This window comes from Paenisporosarcina sp. FSL H8-0542, assembly GCF_038632915.1.
Taxonomy (GTDB): Bacteria; Bacillota; Bacilli; order Bacillales_A; family Planococcaceae; genus Paenisporosarcina.
Map to the genome: position 1 here is coordinate 3,302,922 of NZ_CP152050.1, position 21,283 is coordinate 3,324,204.

Annotated in this window: 20 protein-coding genes; 3 read left to right on the forward strand and 17 right to left on the reverse strand. The window is 36.9% G+C overall.

The features are described from left to right. Positions 1-323: 323 nt before the first annotated feature. The 11 genes from MHH33_RS16595 to MHH33_RS16645 form a co-directional block, all read right to left on the reverse strand. Entirely contained in the window at positions 324-1,316 is a 993-nt protein-coding gene (locus MHH33_RS16595; protein ID WP_342542395.1) for an LCP family protein, read from the reverse strand. Positions 1,317-1,453: 137 nt separating this feature from the next. Continuing rightward, positions 1,454-1,969 (reverse strand): hypothetical protein, encoded by a 516-nt coding sequence (locus tag MHH33_RS16600; RefSeq protein ID WP_016428637.1) that lies wholly within the window; start codon positions 1,967-1,969, stop codon positions 1,454-1,456. Further along, a complete protein-coding gene (locus MHH33_RS16605) occupies positions 1,954-3,399 on the reverse strand; it encodes an AMP-binding protein (RefSeq protein ID WP_342542396.1) in 1,446 nt (481 codons plus the stop codon). The genes MHH33_RS16600 and MHH33_RS16605 overlap by 16 nt, the downstream gene beginning before the upstream one ends. A gap of 376 nt (positions 3,400-3,775) precedes the next feature. Further along, positions 3,776-4,366: an SDR family NAD(P)-dependent oxidoreductase gene (locus MHH33_RS16610; protein WP_342542397.1), complete on the reverse strand. Its 591-nt coding sequence runs from the start codon at positions 4,364-4,366 to the stop codon at positions 3,776-3,778. A gap of 224 nt (positions 4,367-4,590) precedes the next feature. Next, positions 4,591-6,054 carry a sodium:solute symporter gene (locus MHH33_RS16615; protein WP_342543797.1) on the reverse strand — a complete coding sequence of 488 codons (1,464 nt, stop codon included), beginning with the start codon at positions 6,052-6,054 and terminating at the stop codon, positions 4,591-4,593. Then, complete coding sequence (locus MHH33_RS16620) at positions 6,054-6,257, reverse strand: DUF3311 domain-containing protein (RefSeq protein ID WP_342542398.1); 204 nt, start codon at positions 6,255-6,257, stop codon at positions 6,054-6,056. The genes MHH33_RS16615 and MHH33_RS16620 overlap by 1 nt, the downstream gene beginning before the upstream one ends. Positions 6,258-6,689: 432 nt before the next feature. Further along, positions 6,690-7,502 (reverse strand): YitT family protein, encoded by an 813-nt coding sequence (locus MHH33_RS16625; protein WP_016428642.1) that lies wholly within the window; start codon positions 7,500-7,502, stop codon positions 6,690-6,692. 668 nt (positions 7,503-8,170) lie between these two features. Beyond that, a complete protein-coding gene (locus MHH33_RS16630; protein ID WP_342542399.1) occupies positions 8,171-9,643 on the reverse strand; it encodes an MDR family MFS transporter in 1,473 nt (490 codons plus the stop codon). 59 nt (positions 9,644-9,702) lie between these two features. After that, positions 9,703-10,314 carry a TetR family transcriptional regulator gene (locus tag MHH33_RS16635; protein WP_342542400.1) on the reverse strand — a complete coding sequence of 204 codons (612 nt, stop codon included), beginning with the start codon at positions 10,312-10,314 and terminating at the stop codon, positions 9,703-9,705. A gap of 311 nt (positions 10,315-10,625) precedes the next feature. Further along, positions 10,626-11,792, reverse strand: coding sequence for a TraB/GumN family protein (locus MHH33_RS16640; RefSeq protein WP_342542401.1), 1,167 nt, complete (start codon positions 11,790-11,792; stop codon positions 10,626-10,628). Positions 11,793-12,071: 279 nt separating this feature from the next. Further along, complete coding sequence (locus MHH33_RS16645) at positions 12,072-13,370, reverse strand: hypothetical protein (RefSeq protein WP_036659539.1); 1,299 nt, start codon at positions 13,368-13,370, stop codon at positions 12,072-12,074. Positions 13,371-13,535: 165 nt separating this feature from the next. On the opposite strand from MHH33_RS16645, the gene MHH33_RS16650 reads away from it, so the two are divergent. Then, the gene (locus MHH33_RS16650; RefSeq protein ID WP_342542402.1) at positions 13,536-14,102 is read left to right on the forward strand and encodes a hypothetical protein; all 567 of its coding nucleotides are present in this window, start codon (positions 13,536-13,538) and stop codon (positions 14,100-14,102) included. Positions 14,103-14,397: 295 nt separating this feature from the next. Here the strand turns inward: MHH33_RS16650 and MHH33_RS16655 are convergent, their stop codons facing one another. The 5 genes from MHH33_RS16655 to MHH33_RS16675 all read right to left on the reverse strand — a co-directional run bounded on the left by MHH33_RS16655 (position 14,398) and on the right by MHH33_RS16675 (position 19,327). Beyond that, complete coding sequence (locus tag MHH33_RS16655; RefSeq protein ID WP_342542403.1) at positions 14,398-14,526, reverse strand: hypothetical protein; 129 nt, start codon at positions 14,524-14,526, stop codon at positions 14,398-14,400. Position 14,527: 1 nt separating this feature from the next. Continuing rightward, the gene (locus MHH33_RS16660; protein ID WP_342542404.1) at positions 14,528-15,814 is read right to left on the reverse strand and encodes a helix-turn-helix transcriptional regulator; all 1,287 of its coding nucleotides are present in this window, start codon (positions 15,812-15,814) and stop codon (positions 14,528-14,530) included. Between the two features lie 408 nt (positions 15,815-16,222). Beyond that, positions 16,223-17,704, reverse strand: a complete 1,482-nt coding sequence (locus MHH33_RS16665; protein ID WP_342542405.1) for a polysaccharide deacetylase family protein — start codon at positions 17,702-17,704, stop codon at positions 16,223-16,225. A 239-nt stretch (positions 17,705-17,943) separates the two neighbouring features. Continuing rightward, positions 17,944-18,816 carry a DUF3298 domain-containing protein gene (locus tag MHH33_RS16670; protein WP_342542406.1) on the reverse strand — a complete coding sequence of 291 codons (873 nt, stop codon included), beginning with the start codon at positions 18,814-18,816 and terminating at the stop codon, positions 17,944-17,946. Between the two features lie 25 nt (positions 18,817-18,841). Continuing rightward, positions 18,842-19,327 (reverse strand): RNA polymerase sigma factor, encoded by a 486-nt coding sequence (locus MHH33_RS16675; protein ID WP_016428652.1) that lies wholly within the window; start codon positions 19,325-19,327, stop codon positions 18,842-18,844. Positions 19,328-19,776: 449 nt separating this feature from the next. On the opposite strand from MHH33_RS16675, the gene MHH33_RS16680 reads away from it, so the two are divergent. Beyond that, positions 19,777-20,028 carry a hypothetical protein gene (locus MHH33_RS16680; protein ID WP_342542407.1) on the forward strand — a complete coding sequence of 84 codons (252 nt, stop codon included), beginning with the start codon at positions 19,777-19,779 and terminating at the stop codon, positions 20,026-20,028. Between the two features lie 499 nt (positions 20,029-20,527). Here the strand turns inward: MHH33_RS16680 and MHH33_RS16685 are convergent, their stop codons facing one another. Beyond that, positions 20,528-20,665 carry a hypothetical protein gene (locus MHH33_RS16685; RefSeq protein ID WP_016428654.1) on the reverse strand — a complete coding sequence of 46 codons (138 nt, stop codon included), beginning with the start codon at positions 20,663-20,665 and terminating at the stop codon, positions 20,528-20,530. A gap of 173 nt (positions 20,666-20,838) precedes the next feature. Between MHH33_RS16685 and MHH33_RS16690 the strand changes: the two genes are divergently transcribed. Further along, positions 20,839-21,078, forward strand: coding sequence for a hypothetical protein (locus MHH33_RS16690; RefSeq protein WP_342542408.1), 240 nt, complete (start codon positions 20,839-20,841; stop codon positions 21,076-21,078). Positions 21,079-21,283 lie beyond the last annotated feature (205 nt).

The following is a 21,283-nucleotide window of genomic DNA, read 5'->3' on the forward strand; positions in this document are numbered from 1 at the left end:
TACTGCGTAAGTTAAAGTGAAAACATTCACACCCATCCTTCATATTCTTTAAGAATTAATAAACCTTTGACTTTAATAAACCCATTAAAAAGGAGCGGCTGAAGATAGATTCAGCCACTCCTTTTTTCACTTGCTATTAAGTTTTTCGGTAAATAATTGATCCATAAACGGATTTTTTACGGACAGACCCAATGTGGCAAATTGGGTTAGAAGTGAGACTAACCGACTGGATAGTGAATAGAATTCATTTTTCCCAACAAGAGTTCAGCTTGGGATAGGCAGAAGATGTAGACTGGTTTAACATTTGGATTTCGGTAGAAATACTATTCGTCACCGACTTCAGAACTTATTTCAAGATGGTTTTTAAGTAAGTTTTTCGTGTCTGTCAACGATTCATCATCTAATAGCCAATACCACGTTCCAGTTGAGTTATCGTCATGGCCATCAAGGGATAGGGTTTCTACTTGTGGCATACCTTCTTTTATGTAAGTTAGAAAAGATTTCATCTCGTCAAATGTCATATCCGTTTTCATATTGTCACCAACGGCTGAAATCACATCATCGTACTTCGTGAAGGAAGAGGCAGAAGAAGCTTTTTTTACAATGGATGATAGGATTTCCTGTTGACGTTTACCACGTTCGATGTCATTATCCAATTTCCTTGTACGGGCTAAAGCAAGCACTTGTCGACCATTGAGTTTTTGATAACCCTTTGTTAATTGAATGGTGTAATTATCTTTTTCATCTTTTTCTAATCGATCATATGGAACATTTGCGTAAATACCATCCAAAGCGTCTACTACATCAATAAAAGCATTGAAATTCATTCGTACGTAATAGTCCACTGGTACTTCCAATAAATTCTCAACCGTCTCTATTGTCGCTTTTGTTCCACCTTTAAAAAGGGCGTGATTGATTTTATCTTTGTACCCTATTTCAGGTATATACACGTAAGAATCTCTTGGAATACTGACTAATTTCACGTCTTTTTGTTTATTGTTGAGAGTTGCAAGCATTAAAGCATCGGATCGACTATTATTCGTTCCTTGATTACGTACGTCACTATCATCTACTCCAATAAATAATATGGATACATTATCATTAATCGGTTCAACTGGTTTCTCTCGAAGAATAGAACCTTCACGGTTATTAATCGCTTCATATGATTTTTCCGCGGCTACCTCAGCTTTTTTCACTAAATAGAACCCGTACGCTGTACCAGTAATCAGAAGACCCGTTACCAAGAGTGCCGAGATTTTTATAAACAATTTCTTTTTGGATTTCTTTTTTTGGTTTTTATATTCTTTTCGAATCATGCGAAATCTCCTTCTTATTAAACCGAATTAGCCTCCTTTATAGAATGGCTATTCTTCTCCTCGTAAGGATCTGGAATCATTAAATCTGATATCTATCATTATTTCCAGGGCAATAAAAACGTCAATAATTAATTTTTCTAATCCGAAAAAAATGTCGGCAATCCTACTTCCCGTAATAAGTCATTGAATGAAGACCGTCTCACATTCTTTTCACCTGAAAATAATAAGGTTCTCATTTGACTGAAAATTTTCTGGTCCATTTCCGGGAAAACGTGTTCAAATGCTCTTTTTTTATCCAATTCGGACAAATAATAAACAATGTAGCTATACATAATCGGGAAGTCATGTTCTATCTGTGAAACATGTTCTAAAAATGCCGATAAATAGTCATCAAAGGAGTAAAATGATGTTGGCGGTGAGTAAATGGCATGTGGACTTGTATAAAAAACATCTGCCGGGCCATGATACCAATTGCCAACCATTGAAGTGAAAGCCAACAAAGACAATGATCGAAGCTCTGGATCCGGGTCGTCAAAGTATTTGTAGTAATAGTCATTGGTTTCCTCACCCCAATTTTTTGACGTATCAAAATACCCAATCTCGATTCCCGCTAATAGTTTTGCCAATTTCTGTTTGGTCAGATTTTTATCCATTCTTTCCGCACCTCCGTCTTCAGTTGTTTCTTATCCAGTTTCCCCAAAGGCGTGTAAGGCATCTGATCAACGAAGACGATTTCCTTTGGCACTTGAAACCTCGCCACTCGAGGGCGTATCCATTCTAAAAGTGCAGCTTGGGTCAAGTCTTCATTTTTCCTTGTCAATACGAATGCTTTCAATCTCTGACCAAAATCTTCATCTTCTATCCCTACCACGGCCACTTCCTCTATCTGCGGGTGTTTTATCAATACGTGCTCGACTTCAATCGGGTACACATTCACTCCAGCAGAAACCACCAGTTCATCAGTTCTTCCACATAAAAAGTAATATCCATTCTTATCTTGAAAACCCAAATCACCAGCTTCTATCCAGGTACTCGTTCTGTTTCTCATGGACCATTTATTATTGATGCAAAATTGACCGACTGTGCCAACTGCAACCTTCTGCTTATCATGATCCATAATATTCAACCGTACACCTTTAATTTTTTTTCCGATGGTAGCAGCCGAATATTTCAAGTCCTGTGGGGTTGCGATTATATTCAGCCCCGCTTCTGAAGTGCCGTACAGATTGTACAAGACATCGCCAAGTTTACTGAAGACTTCATCCACCAGTTTCGGATTGAGCTTGGCCCCTCCTGAAGCAATACAAACAAGGGAACGCAAATCTTCCACATTGTGGTTTAACATCTTTTGTATCATCAACGGGACGACTGTAACCACTTCAATACGGTGTTTACTTATCAGATGACATGCTTTTTTGGCATCAAATCCTTTACTGATGACCACTTTTTTACCTAATGCAAGGTAGGAAAACAATATCGCAATTCCATAGCCATGGTATATTGGCGTGGCAATATAGGCTGTTTTGGTATTCAACAGCTTCAGCCTGGTTAGTACAGCCAGGAAAGGATTCAAGAAATGGAAGAGGGAAGGTTTATAGGCAACTTCCTTCGACTTTCCTGTGGTACCACCTGTAAGCAACATTATTTTGCTTGTTGAAGATCTCGGGAGTTTGAAGTTCCCCTCAACCTCCGTTTGAAGCAAGGTATTTACTGCGGGCAAATAATCATGCTTACTCAGAAGTCTCTCTTTCCGATAAAGTGATTTTTCAATCAAAGAACTCGATTCAACGTCGTAAACAAGAAAGTCAAAATCTTGGTCTTTAACTAATTGATCGAACTGAATCTGGCTCATGTCAGAATTGAGCAGATAGATATCCGGTCCAAGCTGGGCAGCAGCAAAAATCGATTTAACCAACGATCCATGGTTTTTACACAAAAACGCAACCTTCTGCCCTCTCTGAAGTTTGTATCTTTCCTTGAAAATGAAAGATAGCTTTTCTGATTGGGACAATAATTGTCTGTAAGTAATGGTTTCTTCATCCTCCACTAAGGCAGGCTTATCGCCATTTGTCTTTTCAGCCATGCGTAGCAAAAGCATGATATTTATTCCGTATTTACAGATGAAAACAATTAATCCGCACAATCCCAATAGGGAAAGGAATTTCATTTTATATAGAACGTTTATCAGGTTGACGATCGTCAATTTCCTTCTCCCCGTTTTCTTAAAATCTTGGGCATGGATAATTCCCAGAGGCCTCTAAAAAGAGTGGAGCCCAACTGCCCGAAAATCAGCCACCAAGGCGTATATGTTTTTCTTTTTGTATACATCGACCTGCAAATGATTTTAGCCACATGGTTCGGGCACATTGCAGGCATTTTTTCGTAAGACACAGTCGGCACAATCATGGGGGTTTTCACCAACGGCAAATAGATGGATGTTGTCGAGATTCCCATGGCATTCAACTCGGCAGCAGCCGAGCGGAACCAAATATAAAAACTGACTTGGATGCCTGATAGGCCGCCCAATGGGGAATGGGCAGTAGCAAGGCATTAACTGTCGATACATTGATTACCTGTCCTTTATTCTTTTCCAGTAAAGGAATGACTGACAGCAGTATTTGAACCGGCGCAAAATAATTGATGGCCATCGTTCGTGTGAAATCGTGATAGCGATCCAATGAATGGGATATGGAGCGATTGATAGAAAGACCCGCATTGCTGACGACCACATCCACTCCACCCGGTAATTGATGTAGAAAAGTCAGTAACTCCTTCATCTCTTGCTCATTTCTCAAATCTGCCCGAAAAACACTTACACGGGACCCATTCTTTTCGATGTTCTTTTTTATAGTCAAAAGTTTTTCTTCTCTTCTGGCGACCAAGATTAAATGTGCATCTATTTCACCCAATAGGTAAGCTACTTGCTCCCCAATCCCCGAACTGGCTCCTGTAAGTAGAATTGTTTTTCCTTTCATCTCATTTCCAAGTTTCATCTTGTTCAAAGATGTAGAAGCAAATAAAAGTCGCTCCGTAAGGTTATATGTATGCATAGGAACTTTCCTTTTCTTTTAAATTCTTTCAATAGTTATATCGATAATTCCATCATACCAAATATATCCATCTACCTGTTGTGGAATTCGAATTTTCTAAAAACATACGATGTGACATGTCATTTGAACACAGTGCTGTACATACAAAAAAAGCGGCTGAAGCAATCAGCCGCTTTAATGAACGTATTTTACGCGAAGTCTCTTTTATTCATTACTGAATCTGGTTATTTCGTAAAAAGTTGATCCATGATTGGATTAGTTTTGTCTTTTGCCTTTTTAACGAATAAAGGATTAAGAACGATCAATGCGATGACGTTAGCCGACAGTCCCCAGAACCCTTCATAAATCCCGAATGTCTTTCCTGTAGAATACACAGCAAAAGTTACACCAAGCCCTACAAGTAAACCGATGATTGTTGCTTCTCTTGTCTGGTTTCTCCAGAATAAACTAAAGACGATGGCTGGGAAGATTTGAACCATCCCAGATACCCCTAGAAGTTGAAGTGACACAAGTGCTGTCGGGAAAAGCATACCGAAAATTAATGCTAGTCCTATAACCACAAATACCATCGAACGAGTAATCATCGTCAATTTTTCCGGTTTGACGTTTGGATTAATAAAATCACGGTAAATATTATTCGCAAATAAATTCGAAGCTCCGATTGCCATGATTGAACATGGAATCAATGACGCTAGTGCGATTGTTGAATAAGCAAGTCCTTGTACTACCCCACCGTAAGACACTTGAATTAAATTCAACAATGCAAAACGCGGATCGCTTCCTTCTGGCAATACAAGGTAAGCTGCAAAGCCAAGGAAAACAACAAGAATTAAGACGATATTATAAAACGGTAAATAGATGGCATTTTTACGAAGTACATCTGCATTTTTCGCTGTGAATACACCTGTTACCGCGTGCGCCCACATGAATAGTGCCAAGCCTGAAACCAATGAAGCAGTCAAGAACCACGGAATCCCCTTTGGTCCTGTTGTCGGTATGGTTAACAACTCTGGGGAGTCTGTGACGATTTTGTCAATCATCGAGCCCCAACTTCCAAAGTGAATGATTGGAATTGACACAACCAGGAATAACATAATGACCCATACTAAAATGTCTTTAATGACCGCGGTATAAGCTGGTCCTTTTATTCCGCTGAAGAATGTATACAGTGCCACTAACAGGAATGAAATAATAACAACAACTTTTATATTAATATAACCTGTACCCGCAACTGTTAAAGTATCTTGAATACCAGCTAATTGTAAATCAATGTACGGAACCAGCATTAATACACCGACAATTGCGATTAGCAACGATAAGAATTTACTATCAAATCGTCCTTTTGCATAATCTGCAAGTGTCGTTAATTTATGCTTCTTAGAAACTTCCCATAACTTTGGAAGATAGAAATAAGAAACGAAGAACGCAATTATCGTATATGGAATCGCGAAGAACGCAATACTACCAGCTGCGAATGCAGTACTCGTCAATCCTAAGAATGTGTACGCTGTATATAAGTCTGCTCCGACTAAGAGCCATACGAGCAATGGACCGAAACGTCTTCCACCAACAGACCACTCTTCTACCGAACTCCGGCTTGATTTATTTCGTCCAGCGATAAATCCAATTAAAACCACCGATAAAACTATGAAACTAGTAATTAATAACGCTGTTAAATTCCCCTGCATCATTCAATACTCCCCTCTGACTTCTGTATGCGATAAATGACATACGTACATAATGGAGTAAGAATCATCCCTAAAAATAACCAAAAATGAAGAAATGGTAATCCAAAAATAATCGGTTCAATTCGATTAACAAATGGAATTGCGCCAAGCATAAGAACAAACGGTAAAATAGTTAGAATTACAATAATCAATTTTTTGCTCATCTGTATCCTCCTAGGTGTAAATTTAGATAATATATTGGAATAGTTATAATTATCAATCATTAATATTATCAGATAGAAATTTTAATACAAGGGAATATCGTGAAAACGGTTACAAAGTTCCAATTAAACTAGATGAAATAACGTTTCAAGATTTTTCCCACTAACTACCCCTGCACCATTACCTATAAAAAAAAGACAAACAAAGTGAAATCACTTTGCTCGTCTCAGTTGTAATTACTATTTGAGGAAATCTTTTTCTTCTTCCAAGGTTTAAATACGGATATATAAGAATTGTTACGCATGAGGTATTATTTATATTTATGTAACCACATGTTTACATAATGCATATACGTCTACTTTCATTAAACAAAAAAAGGACTGTCAGATTAACAGTCCTTCTGGATCTCATTCTTTCACTGATGTTAGTCCCCACTAATTCTTTGCAAAATTACCATCAACCTCAACAGTCTCAAATATATTAATAAAGGCATGTTCATCATATTTCCGGACAATTTTTTTGATTTGCAATGTTTCATAACGTGTAACAACCATCATTAATATTTGTTTCTTTTCTTGTGTGTAGCCTCCGTAACCTTCAGTAATCGTCATACCTCGATAAATGGACTCCAGTAGATCATTGCGTATTAAGTCGCCTTTTGAAGTGACTATCTGCATCGTCAATTTGACATGATTGGTGAAGATCGTATCAATCATTTTACCGGTCAAAAATATGGATAATAGAGTGTATAATGCGATATCCCAGCCGAAAACAAATCCAGAAATCAGAACAATTACACCGTTCATAGCTGTGAGAAGTAGTCCAATACTGACATTACTGATTCGGGAAACCATAATCGCTATAATATCCAAACCGCCTGAAGTTCCAGAGTATTTCAAAATAAGACCGATACCCAGGCCACCCAAGCCTCCACCAAAAACAGCGGAAAGCAAGATATTGTCGGTAACTTGAACTACCGGCAATATATATAAGAAGACTGACAGTGAAATGACACAAACCATAGTATTGATCGTAATGGTTTTTCCGAGTTTGAAATAACCCAACACAACTAAAGGTAAATTAAATAGTAGATTCAATAAGCCAGTATTAAATGGTGTGATCAACCCAACCAATATAGCTATTCCACTAATTCCGCTGCTTAATATACCATAAGGAACCAAAAAGAAATTAAAAGCGAATGCCACAATTAGTGAGCCTGTGATGACAATGGTATTTTTTAAAAACATAAACATTCCTCCAACTTCTTTGAATAAGGCTCTGTTAAACGAAACGGTCGTTTATCGTACAGTTGCGCATAGGCCAACAAATATGAAAACCACATAATGGGCTTCACGCTCTTACAGCATTTATTTTGCAAATGTACTCTATAAAAAAGCAACAGCTTGCAAGACCGTCAGTAATGCGCGAGCCAATTTATACTATTACTAAACCTGCGATTTTTCCAACTAACCATCAATTATTTCCAACTAAACTTGCATTTTCTCCAACTAAACTTAATTTTCTCAAACTAATCGTCACTTTTATCAAACTTGAGCCTAAAACTTGCTCAACATTCTTGATATTGACCTATTTTACATGAAAAAGCGTCAAACTTTAAAAAAACTGCCAATTCCCCATAGAACATTAGGCAGTTCTATCTTTTTATGGTAACAATTAATCCCTAAACTGAGTGAAAAGGCTTGCAAGTTCGATCGCGGAAAGAGCAAATTCACTATAATCAACAGTCAGAGCCGTGCATTAAAAAACTCGCCCCTACTGGAGGGACAAGTTTTTGCTCGCAAACTATCGGTTTCCCACACTTCCGTCTCTGTAAAATTGTTCTCTGCTGGCTAGAATTTTATTCATTCTAATCATTTAAAAAGGCTGAACCACAATGGGCTCAGCCTTTTTCTTATTATTCCTCAACGGGTTTTTGTTTATAAACTTGTTCCTTCTCTTCCTCAGTAACCTGTCTGTTCGGCTTTTTGATAAAGAATGTCAACACTAACCCTACAACTGCAATAAATGTAGAGACGTAGAATGTATAAGTGATTCCTTCCATCATGGAGTTCTTCATGATGTTCATAGGGTCACTTCCGCTTTTCGCCAAGTTTTCCGCTGTCGAAGTCGTGCGAGTATTCATGACGGTGATTAGTAACGCAGAACCGATGGCACCTGATACTTGTTGAAAAGTGTTGTTCATCGCTGTACCGTGTGGGTAAGCTTTCATTGGCAACGTATTCAAACCGTTCGTCATTACCGGCATCATTACCATTGAAATCCCGAACATGCGGATTGTATATAGGAACATTATTTCAAGGTACGTTGTATCCAAACTTAATTTACTAAAGTAATACGTTGAAATAACAACAATCGACATCCCTGTAATTGCAAGCACTTTGGCACCGTATTTATCGAACAATTTACCGGTAACTGGTGACATGAAGCCCATCACCAAAGCACCTGGAAGCATGAGCAAGCCAGAATCGAAAGGTGAAATCCCTTTGATTGTCTGAACATAAATCGGCATAAGGATCATGGCCGAGAACATGGAAATGGATAGAACGATTGAAATCGCTGACGATAATGCAAACATTGGATGTTTGTAGATCCTAAATTCGAGCAATGGTTCACTCAATTTAAGTTGGCGGAGAATAAATGTAACAAGTGATACTACACCGACGGTAATGGTTCCTAAAACTATCGGGTCGTCCCAACCATTTTGACCAGCAGAACTAAATCCGTAGAGGATTCCGCCAAAGCCAAGACTTGAAAAGACTAAAGACATTTTATCCAAACTTAATTCTCGGTTTTGGAACGTTAAATTCTTTAATTTGAAAATTCCTAAAGCTAACGGGATTAAAGCAACAGGCAGGACAATGAAAAACAATACTCGCCATGAATAGTGTTCAACAATGTAACCGGAAAGTGTTGGACCGATTGCCGGTGCAACGATCATTACTAGACCGAAAACACCCATCGCCGCTCCTCGTCGTTCAACAGGAAACGCAGCAAGCATCACGTTCATCAGTAATGGCATCATCAGTGCGGCACCAGCAGCTTGAATCATTCGAGCTGCAAGAAGCACACCAAAAGTAGGGGCTAAGCCCGCAAATAATGTCCCTAGCGCAAATATGGACATGGCCAGGATGAAAATGGATCTATTGGAATAACGTTGTATAAAATAGGCACTCGCGGGAATTAAAATCCCATTGACCAACATATAGCCTGTTACGAGCCATTGTACTGTAGATGCATCCTTAATATTTAAATCCGTCATAATGGAAGGCAATGCGATATTCAATAACGTCTGGGTGAAGATCGCCACAAATGCCCCCATAAATAATATGGCGATATTGCCATATGGTGGTTTTTTCTGTTCTGTCATCCTTTTTTTCCTCCGTATAGTTTAGTCGTCTATTACTCGCTTCATGAAATTTCGTGGGTTTACTTACATAATCCTTTTTTCATTAAATTCACTTCAGCTGTATAGTTTTGCATAGATTGTTCTATGGACAAGTCTTTTGCGAATACTTGAATCAGATTTTGGAATGTTACTGCCTTCATGATTTTGAAAATATGAATCAATTCCATTTCATCTGAGATATTCAATTTATCTGTATCAACCAAGCCCATAACCTCTTTTAAACGAGTATTCATTTGCTCTTCATTTACTTCAGGTGTTAATGTATTTTCTGCTTTATAATTCATGTTCAAGAATGCATTTCTGAAAAATTGACGAAATTCCAAGCTTTGCAAGCTGATCAACATCCTCCGGAAGGATTCGATAAATGACTCTATTAGATCGCCATTTTGATCTTTCAATACTGAAATGAATCTGCTATTCAGTCTCTGAGAGTTTTCATCTAACAAGAAATAGTAGAGATCCTCTTTATCTTCAAAATATTGATAAAAGCTACCCCTTGGGATACCAGCATCTTTTACGATATTAGAAATGGAAGCTCCAGATAACGGGACTCTTGAAAATTCCTTCATAGCTGCTTTTATTAATGTTTCTTTTTTTTCATTGGGTAAATTGATGAAGGTTTGTTTAGGCAACCTTATAACCTCCTATCTGAATTTAAAGTGACACGATGTCACAACCGAACTTGATTCATTATATATGACACGATGTCACAATTCAACTAAAACATGACACCTTGTCACATCACGAACTATTTGGACAATTGAAAAAGTCTATCAGTCTGTCTTATTGATTTTTTATTTAAAAGAGAGAATCGGCATCTTTGCGACGAGTAACCGCAGGAGCAGATTTTCTTGTCGCAGATTCTCTTACTATGAACACATTGTTTTAACAAAATAAAAAGAGAAAAGTCATTTTTGACTTTCCTCTTTTTATATATGCCGTATTACAAGTTATTGAAGAACACTCTAATCACATCTGCCCCGCCGATAAAGGTTCCCAATGAACCTCCTAAGTTGGTCAGGACAACCACCAACAACACGCGGGTGACCTTGTTATCCCAAAATCCTTTTATGGAAAACACATCCTCCGAAAGTGTTTCGAAGTCTCCGATATTCGGTCGGCGAATATACGCTTGTACAATTCCAGAAACCCAACCAGCAGCAATCAACGGATGCAAGGCAGTAAATGGAGCAGCAACAAAGGCTGACAGTACGGCTAGCGGATGCCCAAAAGCAACGGCAGCTCCTACAGCAGCAAGAGATCCAGTCCACAGAAACCAGCTTATCGCTTGATCAAAACCTGCAGAAGGATTAGCGATAAAAGTATAGGCAATGATTGCTATAATCAGCAGAGGAATCGCCCAACCAATAATTTTAGGTACGATTGATTTAGGTGGCGTTTGTGACAAAGCCATTAAATCATGCTCTTTATGAATTTCTTTTGTAATGCCCTGTACATGTGCCGCACCCAATACCGCAACAATTTTATTTCCTGGAGCATCCTTAATTTTTTGGGCTAAATATTGATCCCTCTCATCAATTAAAGGCGTCTTTAACTTCGGAAAAGCTTCCGTGAATTCAGCAAGAGCAGCGTTTAGCGTATCTTGTGATTTCATTTTTTCAAGTTCATCTTCCGAGATGGTCTCTTTACTGAAAATACTAAAGAATATTGCATTGAGAAGTTGTGCCTTCCCTGACAGGCCGAGATTGCCCCAAATTCTGCTAAAGGTGATTTGTATATTGCGATCAGCCAAGACCAGATTTGCACCTATCTCTTTTGCTGATTCAATACCCTGAATCATTTCCTGTCCAGGCTTGATATCAAACTGTTTTGCTAAACGATTTTGAAAAGAAGAAATCGCCAAATTCATCAATAGAAACGTGGCTTTCTTGTCTTTAATCACTTTGAAAATATCAGTCTCTTTATACTTGTTGCTGTCCATAACTGACTGGTATCTTTGTTCATCCAACTCGATACATACTGAATCGGGTCTTTCTCTTTCGATAACCTCTTTTACTTGTTCAGCACTCTGTCTCGATACATGGGCAGTTCCGATTAAAATTAGTTCTTTGCCATCTAGGCTGATTCGCGTAATATTTTCTTCCGGCATAAGCTACTTCCTTCATAGAATGTATTTCTCTACGCAATTCCTGTATCTATTAATTACGAAAAGACTGTCTACTGTTAATAATGAATTAGATTATAAGAAATTTCAAATTTGTTTTGTTTATTATAGTAGAAAGATTTTTACATATGTCTGGAGTGCTTTAAAAGCATCATAATCCCTCAGCAAACATCGATTTTTTGGGGGAGATTGCTTTAGAAAATAGTATTTTGCAACCGGCAGTGCACTTCTTAATAAATGATGGCAAGCTAGCGACATCTCGAGTCAAGATGTCTTTGTTATTTTCCAAATAACGCCTGTTCCAGGTACTGCTGACTCTTCTGTAAATAAGCCAAAGTCAGAGACATACAGTGCGCCATCAGGACCGAAAACGGCATCAATGGGCCGTTCTAATCCGCCTCCATTTGTATCGGATGCAGCCAGACCTGTTCGATTTATTGCAAAAATATGAATCTGCCCTGTTTGCATGTCGATACGGGAAACGCGATGGCCCACATAGGGAAGCGGTATCCCTCCTGTTGTCTCTGGGTCTTCAGCTCCAAACTCCGCGATAAAAACATCCCCTACTGGTCCAAATTCAGGATTCTCATTAAAACTGAACCCCATTGTTGCGGAGTGAGAAGGGAATGAAGCCACAGGCATTGGTGGTTGCATAGGATGTTCTGCTAATAAGAAAGCAGGTTGAGGTTTTCCTTCCGGTTTAAATTGTGGCATTGTAACCGGCAATCCTCCGGTAAAATCCGGAAATCCATACCAGAATCCAGGACGAATCCACTGAAATTCATCCGGGGAGTTGGCCACTGGACGACTTCCGCGAACATCCATCCCATGATTGGACGCAAACAATCGATTGAATCGATCGAATCGCAATCTGAAAGGATTTCTTAGACCCCATGCCACCAACTCAAGCTCAGAGCCATCTGGATTGGCACGTAATATACTTCCGCTAGCACGAATGATTCCATCCACTGTGTTCCCGGGATAGGTTTCAACCCCAAAAGGAACAAATGCGCCAGTTGTCACAACACGGTCTGGAAATGCCTCTAAAAATCCTGATGTTTGAAAGTTAGAGCCATTTAAAGTCACCCTTGAACCGGGGTAATCATGAAAGAATGGATGTTCTTTTACCCAGGAGTTGTCCTTTCCTACAACCCCACTATTGGTCGCAGTTCCTTGCCCAAAATACATTTTTCCATCAGGGCCAAATACCACTCGATTATTATGATGATCACCAATACTGGGGAGCCCTTCAATAATATCCACCTTCGTCCCATCAGGCTGAATAATCGTTACGTAACCTCGATGCGCAACATAAATGTTGCCTTGGTATTCAGTAATCCCAGTTAGAGGAGGATTAAATCCATCACCTATAACAATAAAACCTTGTTGCGTTAGTTTTAACACCTTTCCGTTCCCATCCGTGATACCGGAATCGGCAACCAGCAATTCCCCTTTGCTTGTAAAGGTTATATTTATGGGAGTTGTTAAACCATCCGCGAATACTTCAATGTCATAACCGGGTGGCAACAGGATGTCACTCGGATCTAGTTTTCGTTCAGGCATTGACACCTTTCCCCTCTCTTCATTTTCTCTATCAATTTATTCAACCATTGGGCATTCTGGCACTCATTTCATTCTTTTTTATAGTATATAAAAAGACTTTGTGAAATAAGGAAATTAACAGAGGGATGGAATTCGGTGAAATTTAGAACTATAAGGAGAGAGACAGTGTATTTTAATAAGCCTATCCCGTCGCATCCAAAGGACATTCACCAGGTTTTCGAGAGTTGGTCACTTACAAAAAAATTAATGTTTTCAGCATTGATGGCAGCACTTGCAGCCATTTTGCAATCTGCAGGGGGGCTGTTTCCAGGTATCGGCTATGCTTTCAGCCCTCTTGCTACAGCACCGATTTTTTTAGGTGCACTGATCTCATTCCGTTCAAGCATGTTGATTTACTTTTCAACAATTTGTTTATTATTAATAATTCAACCAAGCGAATTAGTGATTTTCCCCTTTACTACGGGGTTACTCGGAATTGGCCTCGGATGGACGTTCCTCGCTTTAAATCGGCGTCTAGGAATAATATTCTTGAATGGTTTACTATTGTTTATTGGCATTTGCATTCCATTGTACGGGTTCGGCTTCCCTGTTTTCGGTCCCACTGTTTCTTCTTCATTTAATATGACGACTTTAATGATTATTTTTGGATTTTCACTTTTCTACAGCTGGTTATGGTTAGCTATTGGTTTATTTTTGCTTCGAAAAATTAGGATGATTATAGCTTTGGAATAAGAGGCGTTCTTTTCTTAGCTAGCTTTAACAAAACATATAAAAGAGAGAAAAGGCCTTTCATAAGTTCAATGAACTCACGAAAGGCTTCTTAATTTACAATCGGTTATATCAGTGACATTTCCATCTACATAAAATAAATCATCTCCTGCATAGCTAAAAGCTGTGCTAGGGATGGGCTTATTCTAGTCGCCGAATTGTCACTAATAAACGGTGTATCTTATTTCATTTAATATTTTGTTCTTTATAAAAAAATAAAGGCTGAAACTCAATATAGAGTTTCAACCTTTATTAAATATCATTTTAATTCAATTACCGGCCTAGGAATTTCTTCTTCTCCAGAAATTGAGATTACGTCAGAGTTACCTTTATTAATTCCCAAAAATAATATACTTATAATTGCAAAAAGCATTAATTTCTTTTTCATCTCACAAATCCTCCCATTTTAAAAACTTATTTTTTAATAGTAATGCCTCACTTGCAAGTTGATAATAAACTCCTGAATTCTTCAATTTTTTATTCAAATAATAATATTTTGCAAGTAGAACTGCATATTTATAAACATGACGATAGTCTTTTTTCAATTCAAAGTATTTTATAGCTTTAATTAATATATTTGTAAATTCAGTACCACCAACCTGCTCTGCTTCAAAGATCTTGAAATGATAATAATAAGAAAGATTCTTTTCCTTTGCTTTAGAATACATTTCAAGTCCTTTTTCACACCACATCAAAATGTTTTCAGGACTTTTTAGTTTTGAATATTCTTGAATAATGGATAAAATCGTTACGTAATAACCTTCAGTAGTCTTCTTGCAATCCATACTAGACAAAAAGTATTCGATGGCTTTATTTGACTCACCTTGTATTGTGAATAATGTCCCTAAATTCTGTGTAATAATTCCCTCAAAATCAAATAATCCACGATCTTTTAGTAATCTATAAGCTGCTTGAAAGCTTTCTTCGGACTCTTTGTATTTATAATTTCTTTTATAACTAATTCCAATGGAAATATAACAATCAATGGCCCTGTTAAATAATAAAAGGTCACGGTATATATTTAGCGCCTTTCGAGCAAACTCGATTGTACTATAATTATAATTATTTACTAGGTAACAAATCGCCATGACATTGTACAGATCCGCTAATTCCCAATTTTCTAATACTATTGTTTTTTGATCTTCTAACGCCTGCTCAATGTATTCTACTGATTGAAGATATTCATCCGTGTAGAATGATTTTAGTGATTTATTGATATTGAAAACGCACTTTTGATAGTTTGTTAAATTCTCTTCATGATGTTCTATAAACTCAAACAAAGATTCTACACAAGACATTTCTTTACCACTTATTAAATACAATCTAGACAGAAAGAGTACGGAATTGATAGAGTATACCTGGTTTTTAAAAATAGTTCTCTTCTCTTCAATTTTGACGATTTCATTTGAAATAGACTTATGATTTCTATAGATTATTGCTGTTTTATAGAGCTCTTTAATTGAATTAAAAGTTGAAATTTCTTCTTCATCACTAACTTCAGTGATAGTTATAGAAAGTCTATTTAATAAGTTAACTAGGATTTCATCGCTTGGGACAAGTTGATTATTTTCAACTTTACTTAAATAAGATATCGAACATATGCCTTTTGCTAAATTCAATTGCTTAATCCCTTGATCAACTCTTGCTTGTTTAATAATCAATCCTATATTCTTCATCTATGCTCCTTTGCGAAATTGTAAATTGTAAGTGAAATACACGAAAATTGAGAACTATTAAACAATTATAATTATACCAATAAATAGAACTTTGGTAAATGTTTGTATTAATTTAAGTGAATTTTTACTATAAAAGGGATTAAAGTATATAAATTTACAATAAAAAAACGAACCATCCGCAGAATGGTTTGTTTTTTTTTTGATATATTAAATCCAATAAAAATAAGGTCAACCAGTAAAAACTGGTTAAACTTATAATACGAAGCATTCGTTGATTGAAGTTATAACATCATTCTTTTTCTTTGATACGATTTAAATGGTTTCTTAATTTTTCCCCATAACTATTTTCTACAATTACTTATGTCAGATTGACCCAAAGGCAAGCTCTTGGGTCAATCTTTCAACTTATCATTCTAGTTCTGAAACGGTTACAAACTCATATCCTTCACTTGTTAAATAAGCAAGCACACTGTCTAATCCTTGAGCAGTCGATAAATGAATATCGTGCATTAATACGGTACTGCCGTCATGGACGCTACTTTTTACAGACGTTAAAAGTTGAGCAGCATCACGGTGTTTCCAATCGAGTGTATCTACATCCCACAAAACAACGGGTAATTGCATCACGTTTAACATGTCATCCTTGAAAGCACCGTAAGGAGGACGAAAAACAGTTGGTGCTTGTCCAGTGGCTTGTTCGATGATGTTATTTGTCCTTGAAACTTCTTTTGTAATCGAATCCGTCGCCATTTTAGTTAAGTTTGCATGGGTCCAAGTGTGGTTGCCGAGCTCATGGCCAGCAGTCAACACATCTTTCGCGATCTCCGGGTAAGATTCTACTCGACTGCCTAGCATAAAGAATGTTGCTTTTGCATCATACTTCGCTAGAGTGGCAAGGATTTGCGGCGTTACTTTTGGATCTGGACCATCATCAAACGTTAGGGCGACTTGCTTCGTATCCGTTTCTACAGGTTGAACATCATCACTGTCATCCGGTTCTTCTGCAGGTTCTTCTGTAGGTTCTTCAATCGGTTCTTCTTCTGCTTCATCTGAAACTTCTTCAACAGGAGGTTTTGGTAATACTTCTACATCCGGTTTATAAGGCGCTACTAATTGTTCAGTTAGCGCAGCAAGTGGCACGGCAATAACCGGTGCACCTGCGGCATCACTAGCGATTTCGTACTCATCGAAATATATGACGAGCGAATCGTCTATGAGGGCAAAGTTCTCGAAGTTGCTCCACTTCGGTTCGGTAGCCAACATCATGTCTTCTTCTAGGACTCTATTTGTTAAGCTTGGATCTTTCTGAATTCCATCTCGTACAAGTGATGAAAGCTTTACAAGCTTAGATTCGTCATGTCCAAATAAATCAGCAACCTCAATAATTTCACCTGAATCCGGGTCAAAATGAATGGTGTTAAAATTGGTAAAACCATTTGCACCGCCTAAATATGTTCCGGAAATCATAACAAATGAATACGATCCGGATGCATGTGGAAATGTTTCGAAAGCAATGTTCAACTCTCCAGGAGTCTTACTACCGATTCGCTTATTTTCTTCCATTGCAATTAAATAAGTATCCCGTTGTTCATCTATGTATTTTTTGACACGATCATTAAATGAGACTACTTTACTTTGTGGATACTGAATGGCATAAGGAGAATAGTCATCTTTTTTAACTTCAGTTGTAATAAGTATTCCAGGAAAAGCTGATTCTATCGTTGACACATCTTTTTTTACTTCTGGGGCGTGTCCGTTGTTTGTATTTTGTTTTGCATCGCTCTCTGTTGAGTATCCGAGAAAAATGAGGGTCATACTCAGAAATACAATCATACTGATACAGGCAACATCAATCCAGGGTCCGCGTTTCTTACTTTTGGATCTGGTCATTATCTCTAATTCTCCTTTTGTTAGTTATACGGCTTGAACGTAATGGTACAGACGTGAGTTCATAAATAGGGGAAAGACCTGTGCAACTCGAAATCCTAGCCGTCTGAGGTTTTTGTAAACACCTCAACGGCAGTTCGATTGCAGGTTGGGGCAGGACTTGCCAGCTATTTAGCAACACGAAATCCGCAACACATTTAGGAAATCTGATTGCGATTTGAAAAATGATGACTTTTAGGTGACTATTTAATGTAGTTGTTGCTGACTAAGGCATCCGAAAGAATATCAGATGGAATAATAAATTCAATAATGCCCATAGCCCCAGGAGCAACTTCATATTTATCAAATGAAATGACTAATTGATTGTCTTTATTAATATAAAAGTTTTGTTTGCTACTAATCTTATCAAACAATCCAATCGTCGTTTCATCCCCTTCATCTCGAAACCAATATAACTTGTTTTCGTCATGTTTCATTTGTTCTTTCATTTGCTCTTTTATGTTCTCACTAATCAAATTAATATATGTTTCATCTTTAAACAGTAATGGAAGGGTTAATAAGATTTCATTTTTCTTATCAATGGTGTCATATGTCATGGTTGTAGATGAAGATCCAACGGTATTCACTACGTACCTTCCAATCGATAAAATATTATCCGTGTCTGTCTTTATTTCATAGCCACTATCTATTCCTAAGTGACCTCCATTTTCTTTTTTCATCTCGTCCATTTCTTTCGTAAACGTATCATAGAGTTGTTTGTTTTCGTTCAAATATTTTTGATTTAAACTATTTTCAAGATCCTTGTTTTTTAAGTTAGAAACAGCAGGAACCTTTAAATGTGCCTGATAAGTTTTTTCATCTACAGTGTATTCAGTAAATGTCAGGACATCTACTAAATTTCCAACAATCGGAACATCAGACAATGTTTTCGCAAATGTTGGGCTACTATTTATGGAGAGAATAAAAATAGCAGATGCAGCTAAACCAATTACTGATTTAAATGGAAATTTTCTTACGCTAGAACGACTAATTGCGTTCGCTACGATGAAATCCAAATTATCTGGAATCGGGATGTTCTGGTAATCAGATTTTAATTCTTCTAATTTTTTATCCAATATCATTTTCCTCCTAAAAATAAGATCATGCCATTTGAATTCGGAGTAATTTTAGAGCTTTGGTTAATCGTGTTTTAATGGTATTTGGGTTTTCGTTTAATATTTCTGCGACTTCTTCTATTTTTAAATCTTCAAAATAGCGAAGAACAATCACACTTCGGTATTTTAGAGAAAGAGATTCTAAAGCTCTTTCTAAATCAATATTTGAATACTGATTTTCTACTCCATCAGCGTATGACTCAAGTGCTTCTTCATCAACAAACATTAACTTTTTCTGTTTTTTTAAAAAATCTAGTGATGTATTCACTACTATTCGATAAAACCAACTTTTTATATATTGTTCATTCTTTATGTGTCGTTTTGATGAAATGGCTTTTTGTATAGAATCTTGTAGTATATCTACTGCATCATTTTCATTTTTCACATAACTATACGCTAATCTATAAAAAGCTTCTTTGTTATCGGTTATACATTCTACAAGTTTCTTTTCTATGTGCAAATTCCCCTTCATCTAAAAAGCTCCTTTCTTAGAAGGTGTTCTATAAATAAGTCGTATTAGTTTAAAATAGTTTTAATTATATAAAATAGACTTCAACAAAACAGTTCTACTTATGTATTCTTGCTAAGAAGGTTAGCAAGGGTGTTATTAATCAAAGGACTTCCTTAAAAAGGAAAAATCCATTGAACAGTTAATTGGGCAGATTATTGAGTATTTACAATGTAATACCCAATAATGCACTCATTAAAATTGTAGCTGATGCGATTGTTCCGATTATTATTTCTTGTGTTTTATAAAATCTCCTTTGTGTTGTTCAATTTAAAACCTTTACATATATTAGACGAACGAAGTATGTAAATAGTTTTGATTATTTTTTATTTATATTTTTCCAATTCCCTATTATCTTCTCAAGTTCATACAAAATAAAATTCGTAATGTCACTGCGGATCATTATAATAAATATGAATAATTTAGTGGAAATGTGGGAGATTCAGTTAGATGAAATTGAACATTGGCGGGCCGATGCTAAGACCTTTATGAGAAAAGTGGAACAGTATGCAACCGGTATTGTAGAGGAGGCCAAAACCTTAAAGGTGGGGGCAATAGATTTTGAGGAATCGTTAGGAAACTGTCCAGGTTGTGGAGAGCCAATACGACAGTCTGAAAAACGGTATTTCTGTTCTTCTGCAAGCGGCTGCACCTTTTATATTTAGAAAACTCAATACTTCAAAAATGTGACACCTAAAATGTTAGCGATGCTATTGACAAAAAAGAAAACAAATACGCTTTCCTTTAAATCTAAGACTGGTACTTACAAAGCCGTTTTGACACTTGAAATGCCTGTAACCGAAGGGCAACTTGTTCGAGTGTTCAAATAAGATGGTTTTTTGCACCTCTTCATATCCCATTATAGTATTAAATCAAAGTTCACTAAGTATTTAACCACATTGTTGACAACAAAAAACGAAATATAAGAGTGCGAATATGTTCAGTAACATATGGTACGAAATCAGCTTTCTATCTATGGGATTCAAGGCTTGGAAAGAACGAAAGTCAGTAGGAATACAAAGAAAAGGCTATGTGAAAATTTACGATTATACTAAACGCAAATGAACAGTACGAGTTCAACGATACGCACACCAAGATACGAATATTCTTTGTCTTAAAGAATGGGTACTTCAAGACAAAGAATAATGTTCTTAGGATAAATTATTAAATATCGGGACACGCTTTAAAACCACATCTTGGCGGAAACTTATCGCTTGTATCAAAAGGTGTTGCACCTAGTGCTGAAGTTGATCCCATAAGAATAACAGACAGCAAGAAAGCAGATAGAATTTTCTTTTTCATATTAACTCCTCCTTTCTGAATATTTAATCTATTATAACATTACAAAAATGGGAATAGTAGGGAATAAAGAATGAAAATAACTTCTAAATTCGACATAATATGTCAATTGTAATGTCGAAGGAGAAAAATGAACTATCACGTTTTCGAACATGACGGATTCAAACTGAACCTTTATGTTTTCGGCACAAGATTTAACAGATTTTGTGGACCTTTGGAATTCCGGCATTAGTGCTGAACGATACGCATCATTGACAGAATACGGTGTACCATACGACAATTTGGCGTCTAGTCATTCAAATTATAACGATGAACCGAACACGGAAGGATTAGCATACATCAATAATTCCGAGGGTCATATAGAGAGCAATATAGCCGAGATAGAAGAAGTGTTTCTTCATTTTGTTAACAAATAATAGTTCGCAGGATAACTAGATGTAATCTTTGAAAAAAGTTTGATTAAAATTTAGCGAGCATCCTCAATTTCTAGGTAAAAAATAAACCGCGTATTTTGAACAAAGTTTGATCAAAATACGCGGTTTCACCTGTTTATTGCTATTCATTTTTATAAAAAAGATTGATTATTTCAGAAATCGAATCTTCAACTAAAGCCCCCGTTAG